Origin of the sequence: Parasphingorhabdus sp. (assembly GCF_036964565.1) — a bacterium.
Classification (GTDB): domain Bacteria; phylum Pseudomonadota; class Alphaproteobacteria; order Sphingomonadales; family Sphingomonadaceae; genus Parasphingorhabdus.
On the sequence record NZ_JBALTN010000002.1, the window covers coordinates 80,789 to 106,386 of the forward strand.

29 protein-coding genes and 1 tRNA gene are annotated in these 25,598 nt (G+C 59.7%); 24 read left to right on the forward strand and 6 right to left on the reverse strand.

Annotation, left to right across the window (positions count from 1 at the left end):
- The first annotated feature begins 63 nt into the window (after positions 1–63).
- The 11 genes from tsf (at position 64) to rpmE (ending at position 10,537) form a co-directional block, all read left to right on the forward strand.
- Positions 64–987, forward strand: a complete 924-nt coding sequence (gene tsf, locus V7650_RS02385; RefSeq protein WP_335654641.1) for a translation elongation factor Ts — start codon at positions 64–66, stop codon at positions 985–987.
- A 119-nt stretch (positions 988–1,106) separates the two neighbouring features.
- Positions 1,107–1,829, forward strand: coding sequence for a UMP kinase (pyrH, locus tag V7650_RS02390; protein WP_335654642.1), 723 nt, complete (start codon positions 1,107–1,109; stop codon positions 1,827–1,829).
- A gap of 18 nt (positions 1,830–1,847) precedes the next feature.
- Complete coding sequence (gene frr / locus V7650_RS02395) at positions 1,848–2,405, forward strand: ribosome recycling factor (RefSeq protein ID WP_335654643.1); 558 nt, start codon at positions 1,848–1,850, stop codon at positions 2,403–2,405.
- A gap of 2 nt (positions 2,406–2,407) precedes the next feature.
- Positions 2,408–3,169: an isoprenyl transferase gene (locus tag V7650_RS02400; protein WP_442955254.1), complete on the forward strand. Its 762-nt coding sequence runs from the start codon at positions 2,408–2,410 to the stop codon at positions 3,167–3,169.
- A 2-nt stretch (positions 3,170–3,171) separates the two neighbouring features.
- A complete protein-coding gene (locus tag V7650_RS02405; protein WP_335654645.1) occupies positions 3,172–3,975 on the forward strand; it encodes a phosphatidate cytidylyltransferase in 804 nt (267 codons plus the stop codon).
- A complete protein-coding gene (locus V7650_RS02410; protein ID WP_335654646.1) occupies positions 3,972–5,132 on the forward strand; it encodes a 1-deoxy-D-xylulose-5-phosphate reductoisomerase in 1,161 nt (386 codons plus the stop codon). Before V7650_RS02405 ends, V7650_RS02410 begins: the two co-directional genes overlap by 4 nt.
- Positions 5,129–6,253: an RIP metalloprotease RseP gene (gene rseP / locus V7650_RS02415; protein WP_335654647.1), complete on the forward strand. Its 1,125-nt coding sequence runs from the start codon at positions 5,129–5,131 to the stop codon at positions 6,251–6,253. The genes V7650_RS02410 and rseP overlap by 4 nt, the downstream gene beginning before the upstream one ends.
- Before the next feature lie 139 nt (positions 6,254–6,392).
- The gene (bamA, locus tag V7650_RS02420; RefSeq protein WP_335654937.1) at positions 6,393–9,038 is read left to right on the forward strand and encodes an outer membrane protein assembly factor BamA; all 2,646 of its coding nucleotides are present in this window, start codon (positions 6,393–6,395) and stop codon (positions 9,036–9,038) included.
- Entirely contained in the window at positions 9,038–9,727 is a 690-nt protein-coding gene (locus V7650_RS02425) for an OmpH family outer membrane protein (RefSeq protein ID WP_335654648.1), read from the forward strand. Before bamA ends, V7650_RS02425 begins: the two co-directional genes overlap by 1 nt.
- Before the next feature lie 10 nt (positions 9,728–9,737).
- Positions 9,738–10,196, forward strand: a complete 459-nt coding sequence (gene fabZ / locus V7650_RS02430) for a 3-hydroxyacyl-ACP dehydratase FabZ (protein WP_335654649.1) — start codon at positions 9,738–9,740, stop codon at positions 10,194–10,196.
- Positions 10,197–10,306: 110 nt separating this feature from the next.
- Complete coding sequence (gene rpmE / locus V7650_RS02435) at positions 10,307–10,537, forward strand: 50S ribosomal protein L31 (protein WP_335654650.1); 231 nt, start codon at positions 10,307–10,309, stop codon at positions 10,535–10,537.
- A gap of 25 nt (positions 10,538–10,562) precedes the next feature.
- Here the strand turns inward: rpmE and V7650_RS02440 are convergent, their stop codons facing one another.
- The 5 genes from V7650_RS02440 to V7650_RS02460 are packed head-to-tail and all read right to left on the reverse strand — an operon-like array spanning position 10,563 to position 14,799.
- A complete protein-coding gene (locus tag V7650_RS02440) occupies positions 10,563–11,510 on the reverse strand; it encodes a biotin-dependent carboxyltransferase family protein (RefSeq protein ID WP_335654651.1) in 948 nt (315 codons plus the stop codon).
- The gene (locus V7650_RS02445) at positions 11,507–12,178 is read right to left on the reverse strand and encodes a 5-oxoprolinase subunit B family protein (RefSeq protein ID WP_335654652.1); all 672 of its coding nucleotides are present in this window, start codon (positions 12,176–12,178) and stop codon (positions 11,507–11,509) included. Before V7650_RS02445 ends, V7650_RS02440 begins: the two co-directional genes overlap by 4 nt.
- Positions 12,175–12,930, reverse strand: a complete 756-nt coding sequence (gene pxpA, locus V7650_RS02450; protein ID WP_335654653.1) for a 5-oxoprolinase subunit PxpA — start codon at positions 12,928–12,930, stop codon at positions 12,175–12,177. Before pxpA ends, V7650_RS02445 begins: the two co-directional genes overlap by 4 nt.
- Positions 12,927–14,138, reverse strand: coding sequence for an Nramp family divalent metal transporter (locus V7650_RS02455; protein WP_335654654.1), 1,212 nt, complete (start codon positions 14,136–14,138; stop codon positions 12,927–12,929). The genes pxpA and V7650_RS02455 overlap by 4 nt, the downstream gene beginning before the upstream one ends.
- 19 nt (positions 14,139–14,157) lie before the next feature.
- Positions 14,158–14,799 (reverse strand): prolyl hydroxylase family protein, encoded by a 642-nt coding sequence (locus V7650_RS02460; RefSeq protein ID WP_335654655.1) that lies wholly within the window; start codon positions 14,797–14,799, stop codon positions 14,158–14,160.
- Positions 14,800–14,906: 107 nt separating this feature from the next.
- Between V7650_RS02460 and gspJ the strand changes: the two genes are divergently transcribed.
- From gspJ to V7650_RS02480, 4 genes are all read left to right on the forward strand, one after another.
- The gene (gene gspJ / locus V7650_RS02465; RefSeq protein WP_335654656.1) at positions 14,907–15,521 is read left to right on the forward strand and encodes a type II secretion system minor pseudopilin GspJ; all 615 of its coding nucleotides are present in this window, start codon (positions 14,907–14,909) and stop codon (positions 15,519–15,521) included.
- On the forward strand, positions 15,518–16,513 hold the full coding sequence (gspK, locus tag V7650_RS02470) for a type II secretion system minor pseudopilin GspK (protein ID WP_335654657.1): 996 nt from the start codon (positions 15,518–15,520) through the stop codon (positions 16,511–16,513). The genes gspJ and gspK overlap by 4 nt, the downstream gene beginning before the upstream one ends.
- Positions 16,514–16,603: 90 nt before the next feature.
- Positions 16,604–16,680: transfer RNA gene (locus tag V7650_RS02475), tRNA-His, on the forward strand.
- A gap of 129 nt (positions 16,681–16,809) precedes the next feature.
- Positions 16,810–17,859: a Leu/Phe/Val dehydrogenase gene (locus V7650_RS02480; RefSeq protein ID WP_335654658.1), complete on the forward strand. Its 1,050-nt coding sequence runs from the start codon at positions 16,810–16,812 to the stop codon at positions 17,857–17,859.
- 58 nt (positions 17,860–17,917) lie between these two features.
- On the opposite strand, the gene V7650_RS02485 is transcribed toward V7650_RS02480, so the two are convergent.
- Positions 17,918–18,412 (reverse strand): DUF983 domain-containing protein, encoded by a 495-nt coding sequence (locus V7650_RS02485; protein ID WP_335654659.1) that lies wholly within the window; start codon positions 18,410–18,412, stop codon positions 17,918–17,920.
- Between the two features lie 147 nt (positions 18,413–18,559).
- Here V7650_RS02485 and V7650_RS02490 point away from each other — a divergent pair, with 147 nt between their 5' ends.
- The 9 genes from V7650_RS02490 to V7650_RS02530 all read left to right on the forward strand — a co-directional run bounded on the left by V7650_RS02490 (position 18,560) and on the right by V7650_RS02530 (position 25,528).
- Positions 18,560–18,880, forward strand: a complete 321-nt coding sequence (locus tag V7650_RS02490; RefSeq protein ID WP_335654660.1) for a helix-turn-helix domain-containing protein — start codon at positions 18,560–18,562, stop codon at positions 18,878–18,880.
- A 12-nt stretch (positions 18,881–18,892) separates the two neighbouring features.
- A complete protein-coding gene (locus V7650_RS02495; RefSeq protein ID WP_335654661.1) occupies positions 18,893–20,560 on the forward strand; it encodes a SulP family inorganic anion transporter in 1,668 nt (555 codons plus the stop codon).
- A 150-nt stretch (positions 20,561–20,710) separates the two neighbouring features.
- Positions 20,711–21,427: a heme ABC transporter permease CcmC gene (gene ccmC, locus V7650_RS02500; protein WP_335654662.1), complete on the forward strand. Its 717-nt coding sequence runs from the start codon at positions 20,711–20,713 to the stop codon at positions 21,425–21,427.
- Positions 21,424–21,555: a heme exporter protein CcmD gene (gene ccmD, locus V7650_RS02505; protein ID WP_335654663.1), complete on the forward strand. Its 132-nt coding sequence runs from the start codon at positions 21,424–21,426 to the stop codon at positions 21,553–21,555. Before ccmC ends, ccmD begins: the two co-directional genes overlap by 4 nt.
- Positions 21,552–22,001: a cytochrome c maturation protein CcmE gene (gene ccmE / locus V7650_RS02510; protein ID WP_335654664.1), complete on the forward strand. Its 450-nt coding sequence runs from the start codon at positions 21,552–21,554 to the stop codon at positions 21,999–22,001. The genes ccmD and ccmE overlap by 4 nt, the downstream gene beginning before the upstream one ends.
- Positions 21,998–23,935, forward strand: a complete 1,938-nt coding sequence (locus V7650_RS02515) for a heme lyase CcmF/NrfE family subunit (protein WP_335654665.1) — start codon at positions 21,998–22,000, stop codon at positions 23,933–23,935. The genes ccmE and V7650_RS02515 overlap by 4 nt, the downstream gene beginning before the upstream one ends.
- The gene (locus tag V7650_RS02520; protein ID WP_335654666.1) at positions 23,932–24,459 is read left to right on the forward strand and encodes a DsbE family thiol:disulfide interchange protein; all 528 of its coding nucleotides are present in this window, start codon (positions 23,932–23,934) and stop codon (positions 24,457–24,459) included. Before V7650_RS02515 ends, V7650_RS02520 begins: the two co-directional genes overlap by 4 nt.
- A complete protein-coding gene (locus V7650_RS02525) occupies positions 24,456–24,875 on the forward strand; it encodes a cytochrome c-type biogenesis protein (RefSeq protein ID WP_335654667.1) in 420 nt (139 codons plus the stop codon). Before V7650_RS02520 ends, V7650_RS02525 begins: the two co-directional genes overlap by 4 nt.
- Positions 24,875–25,528 carry a tetratricopeptide repeat protein gene (locus V7650_RS02530; RefSeq protein ID WP_335654668.1) on the forward strand — a complete coding sequence of 218 codons (654 nt, stop codon included), beginning with the start codon at positions 24,875–24,877 and terminating at the stop codon, positions 25,526–25,528. Before V7650_RS02525 ends, V7650_RS02530 begins: the two co-directional genes overlap by 1 nt.
- The last annotated feature ends 70 nt before the right edge of the window (positions 25,529–25,598 follow it).

Here is a 25,598-nt window from a genome sequence, read left to right on the forward strand (position 1 = left end):
GTGGGGCGGCATTTTTGTCGCCCCAATTTCACATTTCCCGATCAAGAAATTGAGGAACCTACAATGGCTATTACAGCAGCAGCAGTGAAAGAACTGCGCGAACGCACCGGTGCCGGCATGATGGACTGCAAGAAGGCACTGAACGAAACCAATGGCGACGTGGAAGCGGCGGTCGACCTGTTGCGGACCAAGGGTCTGGCAGCGGCGCAGAAGAAATCGAGCCGCACCGCGGCCGAAGGGCTGGTTGGCGTTGCCGTCGAAGGCACGCGCGGCGTTGCCGTCGAAGTAAACAGCGAAACCGATTTCGTTGCCAAGAATGACCAGTTTCAGGATTTCGTTGCCAAGGTTACGGATGTAGCGCTCGGTCTGAAGGATGACGATGTCGAGGCGCTGGCTGCGGCAGAATATCCTACCGGCGGTACGGTCAAGGACGTCCTGACCAACAATGTGGCAACCATTGGTGAGAACCAGGCGATTCGCCGGATGAAGACCGTTGCGGTCTCGAGCGGCCTTGTTGTCCCGTATATTCACAACGCCGTGACCCCGACGATGGGTAAGATCGGCGTTCTGGTTGCGCTGGAAAGCACCGCCGGCGCCGACGTTCTGGAGCCGTTGGGCAAGCAGATCGCGATGCATATCGCTGCTGCCTTCCCGTTGGCCCTGAACGCCGACGGCCTCGATCAGGAAATGCTGGCTCGCGAGCGGGCGATCGCGACCGAGAAGGCTTCTGAATCGGGCAAGCCTGCCAATATCGTTGAAAAAATGGTTGATGGCGCAATGGCAAAATTTGCCAAGGAAAACGCTCTGCTCAGCCAGACGTTCGTCATGGACAACAAGACACCTGTTGCCCAGGTAGTCGAGCAGGCCGGCAAGGATGCTGGCGTCGAAATCAAGCTTACGGAATATGTCCGCTTCCAGCTTGGTGAAGGCATTGAGAAAAAAGAAGAAGATTTCGCAGCGGAAGTTGCGGCTGCGGTTGCCGGCTAATCGAGCAGCTGATTCAATATTTCAGGCGGTAACGCTTGGCAGCATGGCGCGGACTATCTATGGTCCGCGCCATATTTGTTTTTGGGGCCGGGCGATGATTCCGGCGGGATGGAATTTGCATGAAACGACCGGCGTTCAAACGCATATTGCTCAAGCTCTCGGGCGAAGCCCTGATGGGGACGAGCGAATTCGGTATTGATCCGGAAACGGTAAATCGCATCGCGGCGGAAGTGAAATCCGCCAAAGAGGCAGGATTTGAACTCTGTCTTGTGGTCGGCGGCGGCAATATTTTCAGGGGGCTTGCTGCGGCCGCAAAAGGTTTCGACCGGACCAGCGCCGATTATATGGGGATGCTGGCCACGGTGATGAATGCTCTGGCGGTGCAGAATGCGCTCGAACAGATGGGCTGTGATACCCGTGTGCTTTCTGCAATCCCGATGGCAAGCGTGTGCGAACCTTATATCCGGCGCAAGGCCGTGCGTCATCTGGAGAAAGGGCGTATCGTGATTTTTGCGGCCGGCACCGGCAACCCCTATTTCACCACCGATACCGCTGCCGCGCTGCGCGCCGCTGAAATGGGTTGCGAGGCCCTCTTCAAGGGAACCAGCGTGGATGGCGTCTACAACGCGGATCCGAAGCTTGATTCCGCCGCCGTTCGTTATGAAGAGCTCAGCTTCGATCAGGTGCTGAGCGACAATCTCAAGGTCATGGATGCCAGCGCCGTTGCGCTTTGCCGCGAAAACAAGATACCGATTGTCGTCTTCTCGATCCGGCAGCAGGGCAATCTCGCCACCGTATTGGGCGGCGGCGGTACCGCCACCATGGTTGGCACAACCGAATAATATTTAGAGGAAACAGCAATGGCAAAATATGACAAAGCCGATCTGCAAAAGCGGATGCTAGGCGCCCTGGAGGCACTGAAGCACGATTTGAGCGGTCTGCGCACGGGTCGGGCCAACATCGCCCTTCTCGATACCATCAAGGTCGAAGTCTACGGCTCGAACATGCCGCTCAACCAGGTGGCTACCGTGTCCGTGCCGGAACCACGGATGCTGTCGGTCCAGGTCTGGGACAAGGGCAATATCCAGCCGGTTGAAAAGGCGATCCGTTCGGCCGGCCTGGGACTGAACCCGATGGTCGATGGCCCCAATATCCGGCTTCCGATCCCGGATCTGACCGAGGAACGGCGCAAGGATCTGGCCAAGCTTACCGGCCAATATGCCGAAAAAGCGCGGATTGCCATTCGCAACGTGCGGCGCGACGGCATGGATGACCTGAAGGCGGACGAGAGCAAGAAGGAAATCAGCGAAGACGACAAGAAGCGGCTCGAGACCGAAGTCCAGAAGCTGACCGACGAGATGATTGCCGAAGCCGACAAGCTGTCCGAAGCGAAAGAACAGGAAATCCTCACCCAGTGAAGCTGGCACGTTCCAAGAACGGCTCTGATGATCCGGCAGCGGGCACGGCCGGTTTATCCGACCCGACCTTTGGCGTGCGCCATGTTGCGATCATCATGGATGGCAATGGCCGATGGGCCAAGCGCAAGCATCTGCCGCGCGCACTGGGCCATAAAAAAGGGGTCGAAGCCGTTCGCAATATTGTCCGCACGGCCGGGGAAATGGGTGTCGAGGTGATGACCCTCTATGCCTTTTCCTCGGAGAACTGGAGTCGGCCCGAGGAGGAAGTCAGCGATCTCATGGGATTGCTGCGCCAGTATATTCAGTCGGATATCGAGGAATTTGTCCAAAATGGTGTCCGGCTCAAGGTTATTGGCAACTACAGAGCGCTGGATGGCGATATCGTCGCAATGATTGACAATGCGATTGAACGGACCGCGCAGAACAGCAAGATGACGCTTGCCGTGGCCCTCAATTATGGCGCGCAGGATGAGATGTTGCGGGCGGTCCGGCATCTAGCGGAACGGGTTGGTGAGGGCGAGCTTGATCCGCAGGCGATTGGTCTCGATGATATTGCCAATGCGCTCGATACCGCTGATCTGCCGCCGCTCGACCTGCTGATCCGAACCTCGGGAGAGCTGCGACTGTCCAACTTTCTGCTCTGGCAAGCAGCCTATTCCGAGCTTTATTTTACCGACGCGCTGTGGCCGGATTTCGACAAGGCAGAGCTGGAAAAGGCATTTCAATCGTTCGGCCACCGGGAACGACGTTTTGGTGGTCGTTGAGCATGTCTGAGCCCGCTGCTCCGGCGCCTGGCAAGGCCAGCGAATTGCAAACCCGCATCATCGTCGGGGTTCTGTTGATCGCCGCAGCCGTGCTCGCGGAATATTTCGGCGGGGCTTTTCTCTGGATTCTGGTCATTCTGATGGCGCTGGGCATCATGAGCGAATGGGCCGGTCTCACCGGTCGCCGGAAGAACCGGCTGCTGGCTATGTACGCCTTGTCGGTGCCGCTCGCAATCATGTCGCCCTGGGCGGCCGGACCTTCCTTTCTGGCGCTCGGCATGATCATGGGGGCGGCAATGTTCGTCGCGGTCTTCGATCAGTCGCTCAAGCTGGCAGCGGGGGTATTTTACGCCGGGCTGCCGGCGCTCGCGATCGTCTTCATCCGGGAAATTGACAACGGCATCCTGATCCTGTTCTGGACGCTGGTCTTGGTCTGGGCGACCGATATCGGCGCGTATTTTGCCGGCCGAGCCATCGGCGGTCCGAAACTGGCGCCGCAAGTCAGTCCGAACAAGACATGGGCGGGTCTGATCGGCGGGGTCGCCCTGACCGCAGCGGTCAGTTTCGTCCTGCATGTCTATTGGGACCTTCCCTTCCATCTGGTGCTCCTCAGCATCCCGCTGGCGGTGCTGGCGCAAATGGGTGACCTGTTTGAAAGCTGGCTCAAACGGAAGGCGGGAGCCAAGGACAGCGGCACGATTTTTCCCGGCCATGGCGGCGTGATGGACCGTCTCGACGGCCTGATCCCCGTGGCCCCGGTTGTTGCCCTGATCACGCTCGGCGAAAACCTCGCCGCTCTGTCATGACCAAGTCGGTCTCGATATTCGGCGCGACGGGATCGGTGGGGCAGTCCACTCTCGACCTGATCCGTCAGAACCCCGACGAATATAATGTCGTCGCCCTGACCGCGAACGGAAACGCTGCTCAGCTGGCGGCGCTGGCAAAGGAATTTTCGGCGCAGGTTGCGGTTGTGGCCGACGATTCCGCTTATGATGAACTCAAGCAGCGGCTGGCAGGAACGGCGATAGAGGCAGCCAGCGGTACCGACGCGCTGAGCGCCGCGGCCGCGATGGGCGCGGACTGGACGATGGCGGCAATAGTGGGCTGTGCCGGCCTGCTGCCGACGCTGGAAGCTCTGCGCTGCGGAAAGACGGTCGCATTGGCGAACAAGGAGGCTCTTGTGTCAGCCGGTGCGCTGATGATCGCCGAGGCCCGCAAGGCGGGCGCGACGCTGCTCCCGGTCGACTCCGAGCATAACGCTATTTTTCAGGCGCTGCAGGGCGGCCGGATTGATCAGGTCCGCAAGATAACGTTGACGGCCAGCGGAGGGCCATTTCGGACGTGGACGCGCGAACAAATGGCGGTCGTGACGCCGGAACAGGCCGTGGCCCACCCCAATTGGGATATGGGCGCGAAGATTTCCGTCGACAGCGCAACGATGATGAACAAGGGGCTGGAACTGATCGAGGCCCATCACTTGTTTCCCGTCGGGCTGGAGAATATCGAAATACTGGTGCATCCGCAGTCGGTGATCCATTCCATGGTCGAATACCGCGACCGTTCCACGCTGGCCCAGCTGGGCTCGCCGGATATGCGGATACCGATTGCCAACAGCCTCGCCTGGCCGGATAGAATGACCACCAATTGTGAACCGCTCAATCTGGCGGATATTGGCCGGCTCGATTTCGAGCAACCGGATGAAATCCGGTTCCCGGCCACCCGGATTGCGCGGGCGGCGATCATGGCAGGTGGCGCCAAGCCGGCAATGCTCAACGCGGCCAATGAAGTCGCGGTCGCGGCGTTTCTCGATCGAGCGGTTCAGTTTCTGGACATCACAGAGATTGTAACGCGGCTGCTGGATCGTTATAGCCCGCCGGAACCGAGCGCACTGGCGGATATTTTCGCGATCGACAAGGAAACGCGCGTGCGAACCGAGCAACTGGTCAAGGAATTGAGAGTTTGACGGATAATCCCGGCATTTTGGTATATTTGTTATCATTTCTGGTTGTCATCGGCGTGCTCGTATTCGTGCACGAGATGGGCCATTATCTGGTCGGCCGCTGGTGCGGGGTAAAGGCAGAGACATTTGCCATTGGCTTTGGCAAGGAAATAGCCGGCTGGACCGACAAGCGGGGTACGCGCTGGAAAATCTGCATGTTGCCTTTAGGGGGCTACGTCCAGTTTGCCGGCGACATGGACCCGGCTGGCACGAAAAGCAAAGAGTGGCTCAGTCTGCCCGCAGCGGAGCGCAACCAGACCTTCCAGTCCAAGTCTCTCTGGCAACGGGCCGCGATCGTGTTTGCAGGTCCTGCGATCAATTTCATATTTGCGGTCTTGATCATCATGGGCTTCGTGATCGCCTATGGCACCAGCGCCACACTGCCTGTGGCAAGCACAATTACCCCGGATTCAGCTGCCTCGGCCATCGGGATGCAGCCGGGGGATCGCATAGTCTCGATCGATGGCGAACAAATCGAGCTGTTCGAGGATCTCCGGCAGAAAGTCATGTTGATCCCGGAGCAGGACGTTGAAATCACCTATGAACGGGATGGCGAGCGCATCACCCGACAGGCCGAGATCGGCGTCCAGATATTGCAGGACCGGTTCGGCAACGAATATCGTTTGGGCATGCTTGGCATGTCTTCAGACAATGTGGAGTGGCGCGAAGTCACGCCGCTCGAGGCGCCAGCAGTGGCAGTCGAAAAAACCATCGGCATCGTTGACCAGATCGTCACCACTCTTGGTCAGGTGATCTTGGGCAAGCGGTCGATAAAGGAACTGGGGGGGCCGCTCAAAATAGCTCAGGCGTCCGGTGAGCAATTCAAGCTGGGCATGGAAAGCTTCATTCTTTTTGTGGCGCTCATCTCAATTAACTTGGGGTTCATCAACCTGCTGCCAATTCCCATGCTGGATGGAGGGCATCTGATGTTCTATGCGATCGAGGCCGTGCGGAGAAAGCCGGCCAATGCGAAGGTTCAGGAATGGGCGTTCCGTTCCGGTCTGGCACTGGTCATGGTGTTCATGCTGGTCGTTACATTCAACGATTTGTCGTCTTTTGGTCTGTTCCAGTCTTTCTCTGGATGATTGACCATTGATTGACACGCTGCATTGGGGCAGGGGGTTGGCGAAGCTGGCGCGTTGAAGCCAGTTTTATTTATTTTTGGTTTATGGTGTGAAAGCGAGTTTGTCTGTGAATCATAAAAAGCGACTTTTGCCCCTGTTGATGTGCGGCACGATCTTGGGTGGCACGGCGGTTTCTGCGCAGGCGCAGGAGCAGGGCGAAGCACAGGCCAGTCCTGCAGCTCAGGATACTATACGATCGATCGTGGTCAATGGTTCCCAGCGACTGGAGCCGACAACCGTGCTCTCCTACATGAAGTTGCGCGTTGGCCAGACCTACACCCAGGAAGCGGCCGATCAGGCGCTGAAGGATCTTTTTGAAACCGAGTTGTTCAAGGATGTCAGCATCCGCAACAACAACGGGGCCGTGGTGGTCGAAGTTGTCGAAAATCCGGTGATCAACCGTATCCTTCTGGAAGGCAACAAGCGGATCAAGGAAGACAAGATCTATCCGGAAATCCGGCTGGCTCCCCGTCAGATATTCACGCGCTCGAAAGTTCGTGCCGACGTCGCTCGGATCATCGAACTGTACAAGCGCAAGGGCCGCTTCGCAGCGAATGTTGAACCGAAGATGGTCCAGCTGGAGCAGAATCGCGTCGATATCGTTTTCGAGATCAACGAGGGACCGAAATCCAAGGTCCAGCAGATCAATATCATCGGCAACGAGGAGTTTTCGGACGGCAAGCTACGCGGCGAAATGGTGACCAAGCAGTCGCGCTTTTATCGCTTCTTCAGTTCCAGCGACACATATGACCCGGATCGCCTTGCGTTTGACCAGCAAAAGCTGCGTCAATTCTATTTGACCGAAGGCTATGCCGATTTTCGTGTGATCTCCGCAGTGGCAGAGCTGACACCCGACAAGCGCGACTTTATCATCACCTATGTGGTAGAGGAAGGCGAGCGATATAAATTCGGCGACGTCACGGTCGAAAGCGAGATACGGGATTTTACGCCCGAGTTTCTGACTCCCCAGCTGCCGATGAAGTCCGGAGACTTCTACAACGCCAAGCAGGTTGAAGATACCGTGGAGCGTCTCTCGGAGACCGCGGGGCTGTTTGGCTATGCGTTCGCGGATGTCCGCCCGCAATTTACGCGAAACAAAGAAACGCTGACCATGGATATCCTGTTCCAGGTCGCGGAAAGTGACCGCGTGTATGTCGAGCGGATCGACATCAATGGCAACACCCTGACGCAGGACAAGGTAGTGCGGCGGGAATTCCGTCTCAACGAAGGCGATGCGTTCAACAGTTTCCAGGTCAAGCGCTCTGCCAACCGGATTAAATCACTGGGGTTTTTCCAGGAAGATCTGGAAATCGAGCAAAAACAGGGCAGTGCGCCGGACCGGATCATATTGGAAGCCAATGTGGAAGAAAAAGCCACAGGCGAACTCCAGCTTTCGGCCGGCTTCTCGAGCGTCGAGAATTTCATTTTGCAGGCGTCGGTCCGACAGCGCAATTTCCGCGGCAAGGGCCAGGAGCTGCGGGCCAGCGTGAGTTATTCGAGTTTCTCGCAATCGATCGAACTCGGCTTTACCGAGCCCTATTTGTTTGACAGAAATATTGCCGTTGGTGCGGATGTTTTTCGCCGTGACCTGAACAGCTTCAATTTCGTCAATAATAATCGCGAAACAACCTTTGAGCAGTTGACCACCGGATTCCAGATCCGGGCCGGTGTGCCGATTACTGAATATCTCTCGGCTTCCGTCCGCTATGGCCTCAGCCAGGATGATGTCACGCTGGAACCCAGCCTGTTCTTTACGGATAGCAACGGTGACGGTATTCGCGGCAACAGCCCCGCCGATGCCTGCGACCCGCTGCTTGCCGGACGGTTCTTGTGTGATGCCCTGGGCAGCCGGACGACCTCCTCTATTGGTGCCTCCTTAATCTATGATGATCGGGACAACCGCATTCGGCCGTCCCGTGGCCAATCGATTGTGGGTAGTCTGGATTTTGCCGGACTGGGTGGTAGCGTCAAATATGTCCGCGGCCGTCTCAATGCCTCCAAGCACTGGCGTGTCTTGGGTGACTTCATCTTTTCGGTCAGCGGTGAGGGCGGATATATCCACCCGCTGGAAAGCCGTTCCACCGGTCCGGGCGACGGCATCGATGATGTGCGGCTGACCGATCGCTTTTTCCTTGGGGAACCCCAAATTCGCGGCTTTGATATTCGCGGGGTTGGTCCTCGCGTCGTCCGCTCTTCGACGGTTCCGGGACTGGATGCTAACGGCAATCCGATCAACGAGATTGTTGAAGTGACCAATGGTCGTCAGACAGATGATGCGATCGGTGGCCGGGCCTATTATCTGGGGCGAGCCGAATTGGAGATTCCACTAGGATCCGGCGCGCGTGAGCTTGGCTTGCGGCCGTCCATTTTTGTCGATGTTGGAGCAGTGTTCAAGGTCAGGCAACCTTTGTTGCTCACGGATCTGCAGACTCAGCGCCAGCGCACGATATTTGACGATGACGGAAACGCGATTGGTGTGGCCCCTGAATATCTGACGGTAGATGCCGACGGCAATGCTGGCGTGACGCTTGATGCGGTGGATGCCAACGGGAACCCCAATCCGATAGCAACCAATTTCGTCGAACGCTTTTTCGGGGATTCTCCGAGTCCTCGCGTTTCGGTGGGCTTCGGCGTCAACTGGAACTCGCCCTTCGGTCCATTCAGGATCGACATAGCCAAGGCGCTGCTCAAGGAGCCTGGCGATGACACCAAACTTTTCACATTCAACGTAGGAACACAATTCTGATGACACGTTTTCTTAAAACTGCACTCACTGCACTGACCCTTACGGCGGCTCCCTTGGCATTTGGTTCGGCCGCCCAGGCACAGGTATCTGGCATAGCGACCGCAAATCCGACCATCGCGATTGCAAGGTCAAAGGCCTTTTCAGCCGCCTATTCGCAGATTGGAACCCAATATGCGTCGAACTTCGACCAGATTGACACCCGCAACAAGACCCTGAACGGTTTGCGTGCTCAGCTGGACACCGACAAGAACAAGCAACTGACGCAGGAAGAAATCGATGCGGCGGTAAGAGGCAACAATCCCGTTCTCAAGAGCATTGAGACGGAAGAAACCGAAATACAGAAGCTGCAGACACCAGCGATAAAGGCGCAGATGTTCGCTGTGGAGAATATTTTCAAAGAATATTCCAATGCCCAGCAGCAGGTTGTTTCGGACAAGAAGATTGCGGTAATCCTGAGCCCGGATGCATTTATCTACGCGCCGCCGCAGGCGGACGTGACCGATGCGATCACCGCAGTGCTCGATACGCGCATTCCATCAGTCAGCACCGCAGCTCCTGCTGACTGGCAGCCGCAGCGCAATACGGTTTCGCTGCATCAGCAGCTTCAGCAATTGCTGGTGGCAAGTGCCCGCAATCAGGCAGCCCAGCAGCAACAGCAGCCGCCAGCCGCTCAGCCGGCCAGCCGCTAGTTGATCCGGCATGACGGAATTGCTCGACTATGACGTAACCCGGGTGATGGCGGTGCTGCCGCACCGCTATCCCATGCTTCTCGTCGATAGGGTGGAAGAGCTCGTAAAGGACGAATCCATCCGGGCGATCAAGGCCGTGACCTTCAATGAAGGGTTTTTCCAGGGCCATTTCCCTGGTCGACCGATCATGCCCGGGGTCATGATTGTCGAGGCGCTGGCGCAAGCCGCCGGCGTACTCGCCATGGAAAGCTTTGACATGGTGGGGTCAGGCAAACTGGTCTATTTCATGGCAATCGACGGCGCCAAATTCCGTCAGCCGGTCGAGCCTGGCTGCCTGCTGTCGCTGAATGTGAAATTTGAGCAGAAGCGCGCACGCGTCTGCAAGTTTTCGGGGCAGGCGATGATTGGTGACAAGCTGGCCGCCGAAGCAAGCTTCACTGCGATGATTGCCGACCCTCCTGCAGCCTAAGCTTTTGCAAAAGAATCTTGCCCTTTTGCCAATCCGCGGTTAATGGGCCGCTTCCGCTAAATTTATTCGCTTTGGGTCTGGTTGGTAACCAGCCCGTTTAGGAGCCGAAAATGAAATCCGATACGCATCCAGACTATCACATGATCACCGTTCAGATGACCGATGGCACCAGCTATGAAACCCGTTCTACATGGGGCAAAGAAGGTGACACGCTGCAGCTGGATATTGATCCGTCGTCGCATCCTGCATGGACCGGCGGCAATCAGCGCCTCCTTGATCAGGGTGGCCAGGTGGCTCGCTTCAACAAGCGCTTTGGCGGTCTGTCGCTCAAAAAGAGCTAGGGCATCTCGGGCTTGCCCCGAGCGCCTACCATAAATCGACCCGGCCCAGCCAGGAAGACAGCAGGGAAAGCTTCTCCCTGAGGATTTCTGCTGCGCGCTGAGGGGTGATGGCGACAAATTGAATCTTGGCGCCCTGACGCAGCTGACCGATCAAATGTCGGTCGGCGCGGATCACCTGTGCAATTCTGGGATAACCTCCGGTCGTTTGCGCATCGGGACCGAGCAGATAGGGTTGGCCGTTTGGCGGCAGCTGGAGCGTTCCCGGAAAAACCGCGGCACTGGGCATATTTGCGGATTCCAACACTTCAAGCCGAGGGCCTTCGAGAGCCATGCCCATGCGGCTGCTGCGATACCCGACGGTATAGGGATGGCTGCAAAGGTTTGTCAGCAGATTGGCACTGTCTCCGGTGGCTTCGGGGCCGGCGACAACGCGCAAAAGATGATCATCGCCATAATGGGGCCTGAGCGCCTCGGGTGTCGCCCGGTCCATGCCGTCCGCTGCCGAATCCGGCGAAAGCGCGACCAAGTCACCGTCTTCCAGGGCTCGACCATGAAATCCGCCAAGTCCTGCGGCGAGACAGGTCGACCGACCGCCCAGCAATTCGTCCGCATGAATGTCTGCGGATAGCGCCAGATAGGTCCGGCAGCCACTGTGGCTTGGTCCGATTCCCAGCGAATCCCCCGCAGCAACGGACAGCATTTGGTGTTTGGGCATCTCTTGCCCGTTGATCCGCACAAATTCGGCCGGTCCCACCACGGCAATCGCGCAGGCTTCCATCATCGTGAAAACCGCTTCCGATTGCGTGATCTCGAATGCTATTGCGTCACCGGCCTTGCCGACAAGAAAATTGGCCAGCGCCAGCGACAGGCAATCGGCGGCGCCGGCTGCCGGCATGCCGAGATGTCGATGGCCCCGGAACGGTGCGCCCTGCAGGCTTGTCTGGAGTCCCGCTTTTTCAACCCTGATGCTCATCTGGCGGCCGGTGTCCATTCGTCGAACATTGTCCTCGAGATCGGCTCGAAGCGAACCGTCTGTCCGGCGAAGAGCAAGGCTGGCGGCTGCAGCGCGGCGTCAAACAGCGACCGGGGAGTGCGCCCGATAATAGGCCAGCCGCCAGGGCTATCGAAGGAATAGATGCAGCTTTGCTGGCCGATGATCCCGATGGAACCGGCCGGGATCCGCTGCCTCGGTTCCGCCAGCCGGCCAATGACCGAGCAGGGCTCCGGACTCTCGAGATAGGCAAAGCCGGGCATGAAGCCGAGCATGGCCACCCGCTGTTTCCTGGATGCGTGCCAGCCCGGTAACGCCTCTGCGTCGATGCCAAGTTTGCCGGCTACGAAGGCAAGGTCGGGAGCGAACTCACCTTCGTAACATACCGGGATCGTTATATCTCTATTTTGCCTCTCCGGGACATTTGCCGCACCGCCGAGTTGCTCCCCAATCCTGTCGGCGGCGTCATCGGGACAGAGCAAGGCAGGGTCGAACCGGACGGCGATACTGTCCATGCCGGGAACGATTTCGGTCCATTGCCGATGTGCAGCAAAGCTTGCCTGTGCCGACAGGATCGACTCTCGGTCCGGCAAAGTGACGTTGATCCAGTCATCGCAGACGTGAATGCGGGGTGGCTGGTCAGGCATCATCCCCCGACCCCGACGGTTATGCCGGCCCTTTCCAGGGCCTGCCGCATCAATCTGGCAGTTTCCACCGCCCCGGTGCTGTCGGAATGGAGGCACAGGCTGTTCGCCTTGACGAGCAGCTTGGTTCCGTCCCGTGCAGTCAGTGGCGTTCCCTTCGCCAGCGACAGGCCTTGGTCGATTCGGTCTTCTTCGCTTGCGATCACCGCTCCCGCTTCGTTCCGCGGAACCAGTCGGCCAGCACTGGTATATTGCCGGTCGATGAAGGCTTCTGCGATGAAGTGCACTTTTCGCTTCGCAGCCATTTGCTCGATCAGTGATCCCGGCATGCTGACCAGCGCAAGATTGGCTGTCGCGGCGACCTCTGTCAGCAGGCCAGCGAGCGCCGGATCATCCTGCGCATCGTTGTACAGCGCGCCATGGGGCTTGAGATGGGTCAGTGGCACGTCAACATCTTCTGCTATCATCCTGATATCGTGCAATTGCCCGGTCAGGCTCGCTTCGAGATCGGCAAGCGACATATCCATGGATGTGCGGCCGAACCCGTCGCGGTCTGGATAGGAGGGATGGGCTCCGGCCGCGATCCCTTTTGCGCCCGCGGCTGCCAGCATTTTGCGCATCGAACTGGGCGAACCGGCGTGGCCGCCGCAGGCGATATTGCAACGAGAAACAATGTCCATGATCGCCAGGTCACGCGCGGTGCCGGCCGGGCTCTCATCCTCGCCGAGATCCGCATTGAGATCGATTGCGACTGTCATGGCCAGAATCCGAGGGCGCGGGCGATCAGCCGCAAACCGAGTGCGGTGGTGATCAGCAAGATCGCGGCTCCGAGAATATTGGCCCAGAGCCCATTGGCATGTTGCCCGAGCATGTTTCTGTTGTTCGCCAGCTTCAGCAGAAACAACGCGACAATCGGCAGCAGCAGTCCGTTGGCGATCTGTGCCACGAAGATCAGCTCGACTGGTCGGTATCCCGCCAGCGAGGCCAGCGTGCCGGAGGCAATCACCAGCAGCGCCCCGATCTGGAAGGGCTTGCGGGAGTCCGAGGAATGGAAAATTTCCTGCACGATATAGCCCGTCGCCAGCGGTGCGGTGATGGCCGAGGTCAGCCCGGCCGCAAACAGCCCGGTACCGAGCGTGACGGTTGCTAGGCTGCCGAACAGGGGGGTCAGCTGCCCGGCCATGTCCACCGCGTTTTCGATGGCCTTGCCACTGCCAAAAAGGCTGGCGGCAGCGGTCGCCAGTATCGTCATCGAGACCAGTCCGCCGATCCCGATCGAAATACGGTTGTCGAGCTGCGCGTCGGGCAGCTCAGCGACGGTCCACCGTTCGCGCACGCTGGCGGCATGAAGAAAGAGATTATAGGGGACAATGGTCGTGCCGATCAGGGCAATGGCCGTCATCAGCCCCTCATCGGGGATGGCTGGAATGAATCCCTGCAACAATGCACCAAGATCCGGCCGGATGAGCAGGAATGTCAGAACGAAGGCAACGCTCATCAGCAGCACCAGCAGGATCAGGATATTCTCGATCCATTTGGGTTTGGAAAAGACCAGCATCGCGGATGCGAACAGGGCAATGGTGATGATGACCGGTGCAATGCCGAAAGGCAGCGGTCCGCCATTCATGGCTTCCAGCCCCAGGGCGGCTCCCGACATGTTGCCTGCTTCATAGGCGGCGTTGCCCAATACAAGCGCGGAGATCAGCAACAGCGCTGCCAGTACCCGGATGGCCGGTGAGGCGACGGTCTTCAGCATTGCTTCGGCCAGTCCCATCTGGGTGACAAGCGCTATGCGGATTGCAAAGGACTGGAGAATGACGGTCGTGAGCGTGGCAAATACCAGCGCCCAGAGCAGTGCGAATCCGAAATTCGCGCCGGCCAGCGTACAGGCGGTAACGGTTCCGGGACCGATGAAGGCCGCCGACACCAGCATGCCGGGCCCGGGACGATAGCGTAGGATGTTCATGGAAACTGGGGCAATCGGTTCATCCGTTCCAGGGCCATGGCTTCTCGCGATACCATTTGGTGATCACATATTTCGTCCCTTTGCGGACCTTCATCCCGTGATGCAGCGTCCAGTTGTTAACCGATCCGTCGGGATTGCGGTTGTTCCAGCATAGCATGGTGCCGGTTTCGGGGGTGAAGCTTTTCTTGAAATGCGTGAACCGGGTGGCGCCGCCGGCGTCCGGCTCGTTGAGATAGATCATGAAGGTCCAGCTGCGCTGACCGGACACCGAACAATATTTCTGAAAATCCTGGCCATGGGGGTCAAAAAAGTCCGTGTGCGCCTTGAACTCCTGCCCGACGCCATAGCGCTGGCCCTGAAGCGGCTCGCCAAATTGTCGCCCGATATCGGCGAAACTGCATATCCTTTCGTCAATTTCGGCCACGAAGCTATTCGAATGATCAAGGTCACAGGTCTCGCTGGTACGAAAATAATCGTCGCCATTGGGATCGGCGATGTCGGAAGGGCGGCGTTTTTCGTCTATCAGGGTGATCAAGCGGTTGCATTCCTCGCTCGTGAGGAAGTTTCGCACCTGGCAGAGCTCGATTTCTTTCCGCGGGAAACGCTGGACCTTTCCTAGGGCGACCAGATAGTCAGCCGATGTATTATTGGCTTCTGTCATATGAACGTCCAAAACTGTCCCTAATCGCGCCCGGTCAGGATAAATGAATTCGCCTTGATCGCAACCGCTGTTTGCGGCTGGAGACAATCGGCATATAAGCGAGATCGATGGAAAAAGCGTCACCATGGCCCGTTGAGGGGAACGGCTTCACTCTGGTCGAGATGATGGTGGCGCTGTTCATCTTTGCGATGCTTTCGGTGGCGGGGGTGATAATGCTCCGCGGAGCCGTCGACAGCGACGAAGTCACGGCAGAAAACCTGGGCCAGATGGCGGAAATGCAGCGGTTTGTTTCGCTGATGGAAGCTGACCTCAGCCAGGCCTTGCCGCGCCCGCCCCGCGACGAGCGTGGCGATCGGACAGCGGCTTTTGCGAGCGAGACCGGAGGCGGCGAAGAAGCCCTCCTGAAGTTCACGCGAGGAGGGCAGAGCAATATCAATGGTGAGGCCCGGTCCAACCTGGAGAGGGTGGAATATCGGCTCGCCGATGGCAATCTCGAGCGGTGGCGCTACCGGATGACGGATGGCGGCGCGATCGACGAACCGGCCATCCTGATCTCGGACCTCGATTCCATCGAGCTCCGGTTTCGGGACAAGCGCGGGCAATGGTCCGATCGCTGGGAAACCGAAAGGCTGGCAGACCTGCCAAGAGCGGTGGAAATCCAGTTTGACCAGAAAGAGCGCCGTTACCGGCACCTGTTTCTCGTCGGAACCGGCTATTTATGAACAGCGTGAGGGAAGCCGGACCGAAGAGGGAGCGCGGAGCCGCGTTGCTGACGGTCTTGTTGCTGGTCGCCGTGATTGCAATATTGGCAGCCCATGGCATCGACCGGCTGGCCGGTGCGACGAAGCTGGCATCGAATGCACGGGAATTGTCGCAGGCCAAGGCCTATCTGATCGCGGCCGAATCGATCGGCATGGAAACGGCCGAACAGATTGTGTCGGCCTCGCCCGGCAGAACGATCAATGCCGGCGGCTGGAATGGCCGCGAGCAGAAATTCCCGGTGCCGGGCGGGGTGATCGCCGCGACCCTGGCCGACGGCGGCAATTGCTTCAACGTCAACAGTCTCGTCACTCAGCAGGGGGATGTGCTGACGGCGCGCCCGGAAGGTCTGGCGCAGTTTTCACGAATGATGGTGATGCTCGGCGTGCTCGACGGCGATGCTGCCGATATTGCCGAATCGGTGGCCGACTGGATCGACAGCGACACCGCCGCGGCACCACGCGGTGCCGAGGACCAATATTATCTGCAGCTGGAAGAGCCCTATCGCACCGCCAACGCGCTTATTGTCGATGTCAGCGAACTGCGCACGGTAAAAGGCGTCACCGATGATGTGTTCGTCCGGCTGTCTCCGTGGGTTTGCGCGCTTCCCTCGACCGACCTGTCGCCGATCAACATCAATACACTGCGGCCTGAACAGGCTATCCTGCTGGCTATGCTCGGCGCGATGCCATCCGATCTGACACCGGCGCGGCAGTTTCTGGGGCGGCGGCCGGAGCTGGGCTATGGCAGCCTGAACGATTTCTGGGCCGAATCCTATCCGGCCAGCCTGGGAGCATCGCAGGAAGTCCAGGGGCAGGTCAAACTGACCACCCGCTGGTTCCGCGTTGACCTTGCGGTGGAAATGCAAAGCGCCTTGGTCGAGGAGCGCGCCCTGATTGACGCTGCGCGGCGACCCGCCCGTCTCGTTCATCGCCAGCGTGGGGATGCGTTTTAATTCCGAATGCCCCCGCTAAATGCTTGACGATTGCTATCTGCTGTCCCTATGCACCGCGGCGCAATGCGGCTTAACAGCGCGCGGCCTGTGGCGATCGTAGCTCAGTTGGTTAGAGCGCCGGTTTGTGGTACCGGAGGTCGGGGGTTCAAGACCCCTCGATCGCCCCATTTTCTCTAGAGAAGCAAAAACAGGACAAGGGCACGTGAGCGAGCCCTTGGAGAAAATTTGATTCTTTATTTGTAATTAAATTACAGCTATCAGATATTTAATTACTTCAATTTGCCAGGGATAGAAGCATGAGCATGATGTGGGACTTGCCGGATTTTGACGACCATGAAGCGGTCCATTTTTTCCACGACATCGAATCCGGTCTCAGCGCCATTGTCGCCCTGCACAGCACGCATCTCGGGCCTGGCGCTGGCGGCACCCGCTTCTGGCACTATGAAAATCGCGAGACCGCGGTGACCGATGCGCTGCGCCTGTCGCGCGGCATGAGTTTCAAGAACGCCATGGCCGGCTTGCCGCTTGGCGGCGGCAAGGCGGTGATCCTCGCCGATCGCAACCGGACCAAGACCCCCGAAATGCTCGCTGCCTTTGGCCGGATGATCGAATCGCTGGGTGGCAACTATATCACCGCCGAAGATGTGGGAATCAACGCAGCCGACATGGTCGCGCTGACCAAGGAAACGAAATATGTCTCCGGCCTTCCGGTCAGCAACAGCGGCGAAGCCGGGGGTGACCCGGGTCCGTTCACTGCCATGGGTGTCTATCTCGGTATCAAGGCGGCGGTATCGCACAAGCTTGGCCGTGACAGCATGGACGGCGTCCATGTCGCGATTCAGGGTGTCGGCAGCGTCGGCGGCGGCGTGGCCCGTCTGCTGGCGAAGGACGGCGCGAAGCTGAGTATTGCCGATATCAACAAGGCGCATGCAGAGGCGCTGGCGCAGGAAGTCGGAGCGACGGTTGTCGGTCTCGACGAGGTGATGCGGGTCGAGGCCGACGTGTTCAGTCCCAACGCACTGGGCGCCATACTCGACAAGGTGTCCATCGCCCATCTCAACGTTCCGATCGTTGCTGGCGGTGCCAACAACCAGCTCGCCACACCGGAAGATGGCCAGCGGATCTTTGATCGCAACATCCTGTTCGCCCCCGATTATGTGATCAATTCCGGCGGCATCATCAGCGTCGGCCTGGAATATCTGGGCGATGGCGACGTTGCGGAAGTCAACCGCCGGGTGGCGATGATCCCCGAGCGCCTGACCGAGATCTGGGCGCAGAGCGCAGCACAGCAACTGCCCGATTCCGATGTCGCGGACAATATGGCGATGGCGCTGATCGGCCGCTAGGGAGGCCTGCGCCGCCTAAATGGGATCCATCCAGGCGCGGATCGCATCGGCTATCTCGCTACTTGCCGGATTCCGGATTGGCTTCCGGGCGGGGCGGTTTATCAAATCCGTGCAATCCCATCCACCATTGCAGCGCGATGATCGCGCCCTTGGCCGGTTGCAGCAATGCGCCGATCAGGATCATCGCCATGACGATGATGATCGCGAGATTGGTCCACATCGAGAAGTCGGTTTCGCTGACCATGTAGATGATGACCGGCGCCATGATGTGACCGGTCAGAATGATCGCGACATAAGCGGGGAAATCGTCCGCCTGTTGCGCTGTCCAGTCCTGCCCGCATAGCGGGCAATGCGCGAAGGGCTTGAGCAGCCGGGGAAACATCCGGCCGTTTCCGCAGCTGGGGCAGTGGCCCCGCATCCCGCGGACAGCAGCCTGCAGCGCCGAGCCCGGCAAATCGGGAGCATGAAATGAACCGGAATCATCTGCATCTGCCCGATCCTCACTGGGCATGTCGTCGGCGAGACGGTCGAGCATGGTTTCAAATCCGGTCATCTATCTTGCCTGTGAGGGTTGTGGGTGGGGGCTGCGTCGCTTGCTCGATCACCAATCGAATAGCAACGTCGAAACATGACTATACAGATTTAATTTAAATTGTTAATACTGATAAATGATGTTTAATATATCAATATCGAGAAAAAAATGATCACTTCCCAGCAAATGCGGGCGGCGCGGGCGCTGCTCGGGATCGATCAGCGTCAGTTGGCCGAACTGGCCGGGCTGTCGTTGCCGACGATCCAGCGCATGGAGGCCTCGGACGGGCAGGTGCGGGGCGTGGTCGACACGCTGGTCAAGGTCATCGGTGCGCTGGAAGACAGCGGCATCGAACTGATCGGCGAGAACGCCTCCAGCATCGGTATCGGGCGGGGCGTGCGGTTGCGCGAGACGATGGACGGCAAGCCTGTGCACAAGGTGGGCTCGATCCTGTTTGACCAGGCAAAGCCGGAAACGGACGCGGGATAGCGGGGCGCTCCGGTGCACAGCTTCACCCCCAAATTGATTACGACCATGCGCGAAGGCTATGGTTTCAGCCTGTTCAAGTCCGATACCGTTGCCGGCCTGACCGTTGCGATTGTCGCCCTGCCTTTGTCCATGGCGCTGGCCATTGCCAGCGGTGCGTCACCTGACAAGGGGCTGGTCACGGCCGTTATCGCCGGATTTCTGATCTCCTTTCTGGGCGGGTCCCGGGTCCAGGTGGGCGGCCCAACGGGTGCCTTTGTCGTCGTCATATTCAATGTGATAGCCCTGCACGGCTATGATGGACTGCTCATCGCCACGTTCATGGCGGGCCTGATCCTGGTTGCGGCAGGAGCGTTGCGGATCGGACGCCTGATCAAGTTCATCCCGCACCCGGTGGTGACCGGTTTCACATCCGGCATCGCGGTGATCATCGCGACCAGCCAGGTGAAGGATTTCCTGGGGCTTTCGCTGGCTGTCGTGCCGGCTGAATTCCTGCCGAAGTGGCAGGCCTATTTTGGCGCAATCGCCTCGGTGCATTTGGCCACCCTGCTGGTCGGATCGGGCGCTCTGGCCCTGATTGTGCTGCTGAAGAAATTTGCGCCGAGACTGCCCGGCTTCCTGATCGCGATCATCATTGCCTCGGGCGCGGTTGCGCTGCTCGGCTTGCCGGTCGAAACCATCGGCACCCGTTTTCCGGACATGCCAGTCGGACTGCCCGTACCGTCGCTGCCTGCATTCTCCTGGGGCAAGATCGTCGAATTGCTGCCATCGGCCTTCACCATCGCCTTTCTCGCCGGAATCGAGGCGTTGCTCTCTGCCGTCGTCGCCGACGGCATGACGGGAACGCGCCACCGCTCGAATCAGGAACTGATCGGCCAGGGTCTGGCCAATCTGGGTTCGGTGCTGTTCGGCGGCTTGCCGGCAACCGGCGCGATTGCCCGCACGGCGACCAATATCAAGGCGGGCGCCAGGACGCCGGTGGCCGGGATGATGCACGCGCTGTTCCTGCTGCTGTTCATCCTGTTTGCCAGCGATTTCATGGCCTATGTGCCGATGGCTGCGCTCGCCGCCATCTTGTTCGTGGTCGCCTGGGGCATGAGCGAAGCGGACCGGTTTGTCGCGCTTCTCCGGATGCCGAACAGCGATCGGGCGATATTGTTGCTGACCTTTGGGCTGACTGTCTTTGTCGATCTGACGGTGGCCATCGGCGTCGGCGTGACGCTGGCATCCTTGCTGTTCATGGCGCGGATGAGTGAGACCGTAACCGTGGAAAGCGGAAACACCCCGCACCAGGACAGCGAGATCGACAACGAAGACCCTGAGCAGCGCGACGCGCTGCCCAAGGATGTTGAAGTGTTCCGGATCAGCGGGCCGGTGTTTTTCGGCGTGGCCGGGGAATTGCTCGATGCCATGCGCAAGATTGGTCGCAAGCCGAAGGTGATCATCCTCCGCATGCGGCTGGTCCCGCTGCTGGATGCCAGCGGCGTGACGATGATCGGGGAATTTGTCGAACAGGCACGGTCGGCGGGGACCAAGGTCATCCTGTCCGGCGTCCAGGGGCAGCCGCGCCAGATGCTATCCCGCATCGGGCTGCCGGGCGATCACGGCGATGTGCGGTTCGAAAGCGACTATGGTTCCGCCCTTGCATTGGCCGGAAAATTGGCCGGCGCTGCGGATGACTAGCCAGCTTCCACCGTTGCCGCCGCCCGTGGTCGTGATCGGGCGAGCCGAGAGAAAAACGCAAAAACACTTGTCGCTGCGCGATGCTTCTGCCATCGAATTTCCGCAATGACACTGGACGCGATCTAGCTCGAGGCAATCACCGCTCAATCCATGCACGCTTTTGCAAACCCGACCCGTTTTTTGACGCTGGCCAAGCCACTGACCCTCTGGTTTCTGGCTGCCGGGCTGGTGCTGGTCGTCGCCGGGTCCGCCTACGGCCTGTTCTATGCGCCGCAGGACCGGCTGATGGGCGACAGCGTCCGCATTCTCTATATCCACGTGCCGACCGTCTGGCTCGCCATGGGCGGCTGGACGGCCATTGCGATTGCCAGCATCATGCAGATCGTCTGGCGCCACCCGCTGGCGGCGGTGGCGGCGCGCGCAGTCGCCGTGCCCGGCGCGGTCTTCACCGCGCTCGGACTGATCACCGGTTCGATCTGGGCGCGGCCGACATGGGGGACATGGTGGGTCTGGGATGGCCGGGTAACCTCGGTGCTGGTCCTGTTTTTCCTGTATCTCGCCTATATCGCCCTGGCCAATGCAAGCGGCGACAAGGGAGGCGTGTCCCGCGTCACCGCGATTTTCGGTATCGTCGGCGCGGTCAATATCCCGATCATCAATCGTTCGGTCGTGTGGTGGAACACCCTGCATCAGCCGGCCAGCATCACCACCAGCGGATCGTCGATCGATAGCGCCTTTCTATGGCCACTGATGGTGAATGTGACTGGCTTCAGCCTGCTGTTTGGTGCAATCGTGCTGATGCGGATGCGCGGCATCCTCGCCCAGACCAAGGTCGAAGCCCGGCTCAAGAGAATGGCAGCCGAATGAACCACTGGCCTTTTGTCCTCGCTTCTTATGCCATCGTGCTGGTTGCAACGGCCGCGGTTCTTGCGGGCAGCTATGCGGCGATGCGCAGCGCGGAACGCAAAGCAGATCAATTGAGCAAGCGGAAATGAAGGCAAAACATCAAAGACTGACCCTGGTGCTGCTGGCGCTGGTGGCGCTGATCGGCGCCGGATTGCTGGCAGCCTATGCCTTGCAGGATCAGGCGAGCTATTTCTACACCCCGTCCGATATCGCGGCCAAAAGGCCTGAGGCAGGGGTGGCGATCCGGCTGGGCGGCATGGTCGAGGAAGGCTCGATCGAGCGATCGACCGACGGCGTCACCGTACAGTTCATCGTCCAGGACGGCACTGCCCAGCAGCGGGTCACCTACACGGGCATAACGCCGGACCTGTTTGTGGAAGGATCCGGCGTCGTGGCCGACGGCCGGCTTGACGGCAGCGGCATGTTTGTCGCCGAGACCTTGCTGGCCAAGCATGACGAAAATTACATTCCCCGCGAGCTGGAAGGCATTGACATGACCGCTGGTCAGCACAAGACCGAAACTCTCGTTCAGTGATCGCGGAAACCGGCCTGATTGCGCTCTGGCTCGCCGCCGCCCTCGCGCTCCTGCAATTTGCGCTGGGCGCGATCGGCCTGCGCGCGAACCGGGACGACTATTGTGCGGCCATCCGTCCCGTCGCGGTGGCACAGGGTCTGTTTGTCGGCCTGTCGTTCGTGCTGCTGATCTGGCTGTTCCTCCGTTCCGACATGTCGGTCCGGCTGGTCGTGATGAACAGCGCCTCGGTAAAGCCGTTGCTCTACAAATTTGCCGGAACCTGGGGCAATCACGAGGGTTCGATGCTGCTCTGGGTGACGGTCATGGGCTTGGCCGGCGCCTTTATCGCCTTGTTCGAGCGTTCGCTGAAACGCGAGACGCTGGTGGCGACGCTGGCCGCCCAGGCCTTTATCAGCATCGGTTTCTATGCGTTTCTGCTGGTGTCCTCCAATCCCTTCGAGCGGATGTTTCCGGTACCTGCCGACGGGCAGGGGCTCAATCCGCTGCTCCAGGATCCGGGTCTCGCCTTCCACCCGCCGACGCTCTATTTCGGCTATGTCGGCCTTTCCGTCGCCTTCTCCTTCGCGGTCGGCGCGATGATCACCCGCGATGTGGGTGCGGCCTTCGCCAAGGCGATGCGGCCCTGGGTCCTCGGCGCCTGGATTTTCCTCACTCTCGGCATCACCGCCGGCAGCTACTGGGCCTATTACGAGCTCGGCTGGGGCGGCTGGTGGTTCTGGGATCCGGTCGAAAATGCCTCGCTGATGCCGTGGCTCGCGGCTACCGCGCTATTGCACTCGGTCACCGTGCTGGCGACGCGGGACGGGCTGCGTGCCTGGACGCTGATGCTGGCCGTGGTCGCCTTTTCGATGTCGATGATCGGTACCTTCCTGGTCCGGTCCGGCATTTTGACCAGCGTGCACGCCTTTGCGGTTGATCCGGAACGAGGCAGCTTCATTCTGGCCTTGCTCGCCATCTATATAGGCGGCGCGATGGCCCTGTTCGCGCTGCGCGTCGGCACCGTCAAGGAAGGCTCCCGCTTCGAACTGGTCAGCCGGGAGGGAGCGCTTGTCGCCAATAATCTGCTGCTGTCGGTGATCCTGGCGCTGGTATTCATCGGCACGCTCTATCCATTGCTGGTCGAAGCGGTGACCGGCGAAAAGCTCTCGGTCGGCCCGCCTTATTTCAATCTGGCGACCGGCCCGCTGGCGCTGCTGCTGGCGGCGGTCATGGCGGCAGGGCCGTTGCTGCGCTGGCGGCGGGACAATGCGAAGACGCTGCTCAACCGCATGGCAATCCCGATCCTGGTCACCGCCGCGGCGCTGTTCGCGCTGGCGCTGTTCACCACCGGCATGTCGGTGCTGTCACTGCTCGGTCTTGCCCTGGCCGCCGGCGTCGGGATCGCCAGTTTTGCACCGCTGTGGAAACGCAATCTGCGGCGCACCCCGATCCACACCTATGGCATGATCATTGCCCATTTCGGCATCGCGGTGGCGCTGGTCGGGATGGCGAGCGAGAGCAGCTTTACCGAAGAACGGCTGGTCGCGGCGAAGCCGGGTGATGAAATCACGGTCAACCGGTGGAAGTTGCAGTTTGAAGCGATCGAACCGGTAGCGGGACCCAACTGGACGGCGCTGGAAGGCCGGATGACGGCGCAATATGGCGATGGCGTACTGCAGGAGATCAAGCCGCAGAACCGGATGTTTGCTGCGGCCCAGACCCAGACCAGCGAGGCGGCACTGCTGACCCGCTGGAACGGTCAACTCTATGTCGTGCTTGGCGATGGTGACAGCGAGGGACGCTGGCAGGTGCGGGTGTGGTGGAAGCCGTTTGTCACCCTGATCTGGTATGGCGGGGTCCTGGTTGCGCTGGGCGGATTGCTTGCGATGATCGGCCGGTTGCGGCGCGGCTACAAGCAGCGCCAGCAGCGCGAATATGCCGAGGCGATGTTGTGAACCGCTGGCTGCTCTGGGTGCCGCTGGTGATTTTCGGCCTGTTTTTTGCAGCCGTTGCGGTCGGCCTGATCATGCCGAAGGACAATGTCATCGCCAGCAAGATGGTCGGCAAGCCGATGCCGGAATTTGCCCTGCCTGGTGCCATCGAACAGAGACCGTCGCTGAGCAGCGCCGACCTCAAGCGGGGCAAGCCGACCTTGCTCAACATCTTCGCCAGCTGGTGCGTGCCGTGCATCGCCGAAGCGCCCCAGTTGCTGGAACTGCAACGGGCAGGAGTCGAGATCAATGCGATTGCCAGCCGTGATACGCCGGATGATGTCGCCAATTTCCTCAACCGCTGGGGCAATCCCTATACCAGGATCGGCAGCGACACGACGAGCAGGGTGCAGCTCGAACTGGGTTCGTCCGGCGTACCGGAAACCTTCGTGATCGACAGCAAGGGCATCATCGTCCACCAGCATATCGGCGATATCCGGCCAGAGGATGTCGCGCCGCTGCTGCAACTGGTAAGGGAAGCGGGATGAAGAAACTTCTTTCCCTGCTGCTCCTGCTTTGCCTCGTCGCGCCAGCGGCCGCGCAAACCGGTCTCCCGCCGGCACCCTATGCCGACCGGCAGCTCGATGATCCGCGCCAGGAAGCCGCGGCGAGCGACCTGATGGAAGAACTGCGCTGCCTGAAATGCCAGAGCCAGTCGATCGCCGACAGCAACGCGCCGATGGCCGGCGACATGCGCAGCCAGGTGCGCGAAAGAATCGCCGCGGGCGAAACGCCGGAGCAGGTCCGGAGCTGGCTGATCGAGCGCTACGGCAACTGGGTATCCTACAATCCGCCGATCGATTCTGCCGTCACCTGGCCGCTGTGGATCGCGCCGATCATCCTGCTGCTCGCCGCCCTCTGGCTGGCGCGCGGCCGGTTTCGCAAACCCGGGGGTGATGCATAATGGGCTGGATCATATTGTTGATATTGGTGCTGCTCTGCGCTGTTGCCCTTGTCAAACTGGGCAAATTGGCGCGCGGCACGTTCGAGATGACGGCGGCGGCGCTGCTGCTCGGGGTGGCCGGCTACGCGTGGCAGGGCAATCCCGGCATGGCCGGTGTTTCGATAGAGCCGAAGGAAAAGCCCAACAGCTTTGACGAGGAGACGATCGATGCGCGCAACGATATGGGCGAGCGTTTCGGTACCGCGCGGGAATGGCTGGTTTTTTCCGATTCGCTGAACCGCGCCGGGAAGCATGGCGCCGCCGCCAATTATCTGCGCAACGGGGTGAAGGAGCATCCCGAAGATCCCGACCTCTGGGTCGGGCTGGGTAACGCACTGGTGGTCCATGCGAATGGCGTGATCACCCCCGCCGCGCAATTTGCGTTCCAGAAGGCCGCCGACTTGTCGCCGGAACATCCCGGCCCGCCGTTTTTCCTTGGTCTGGCCTATGCCCAGTCGGGCAAGATCGACCAGGCGCGCGCGATCTGGACCGAATTGCTGGCGCGGAGCAGCGAAGATGCCCCGTGGCGCGCCGATCTCGAGTCGCGGCTCGCCGCGATGGAAAAGATCCAGCCTTCGCTGCCAATCGCCCAAGAACCGAGCGGGGAACAGTAAAAGTCTAGTATTTCTAATGGGTTGATATTCGGGTATAGGCGCTTTGTTGCACCTGCTAAGGGTGCGTGCT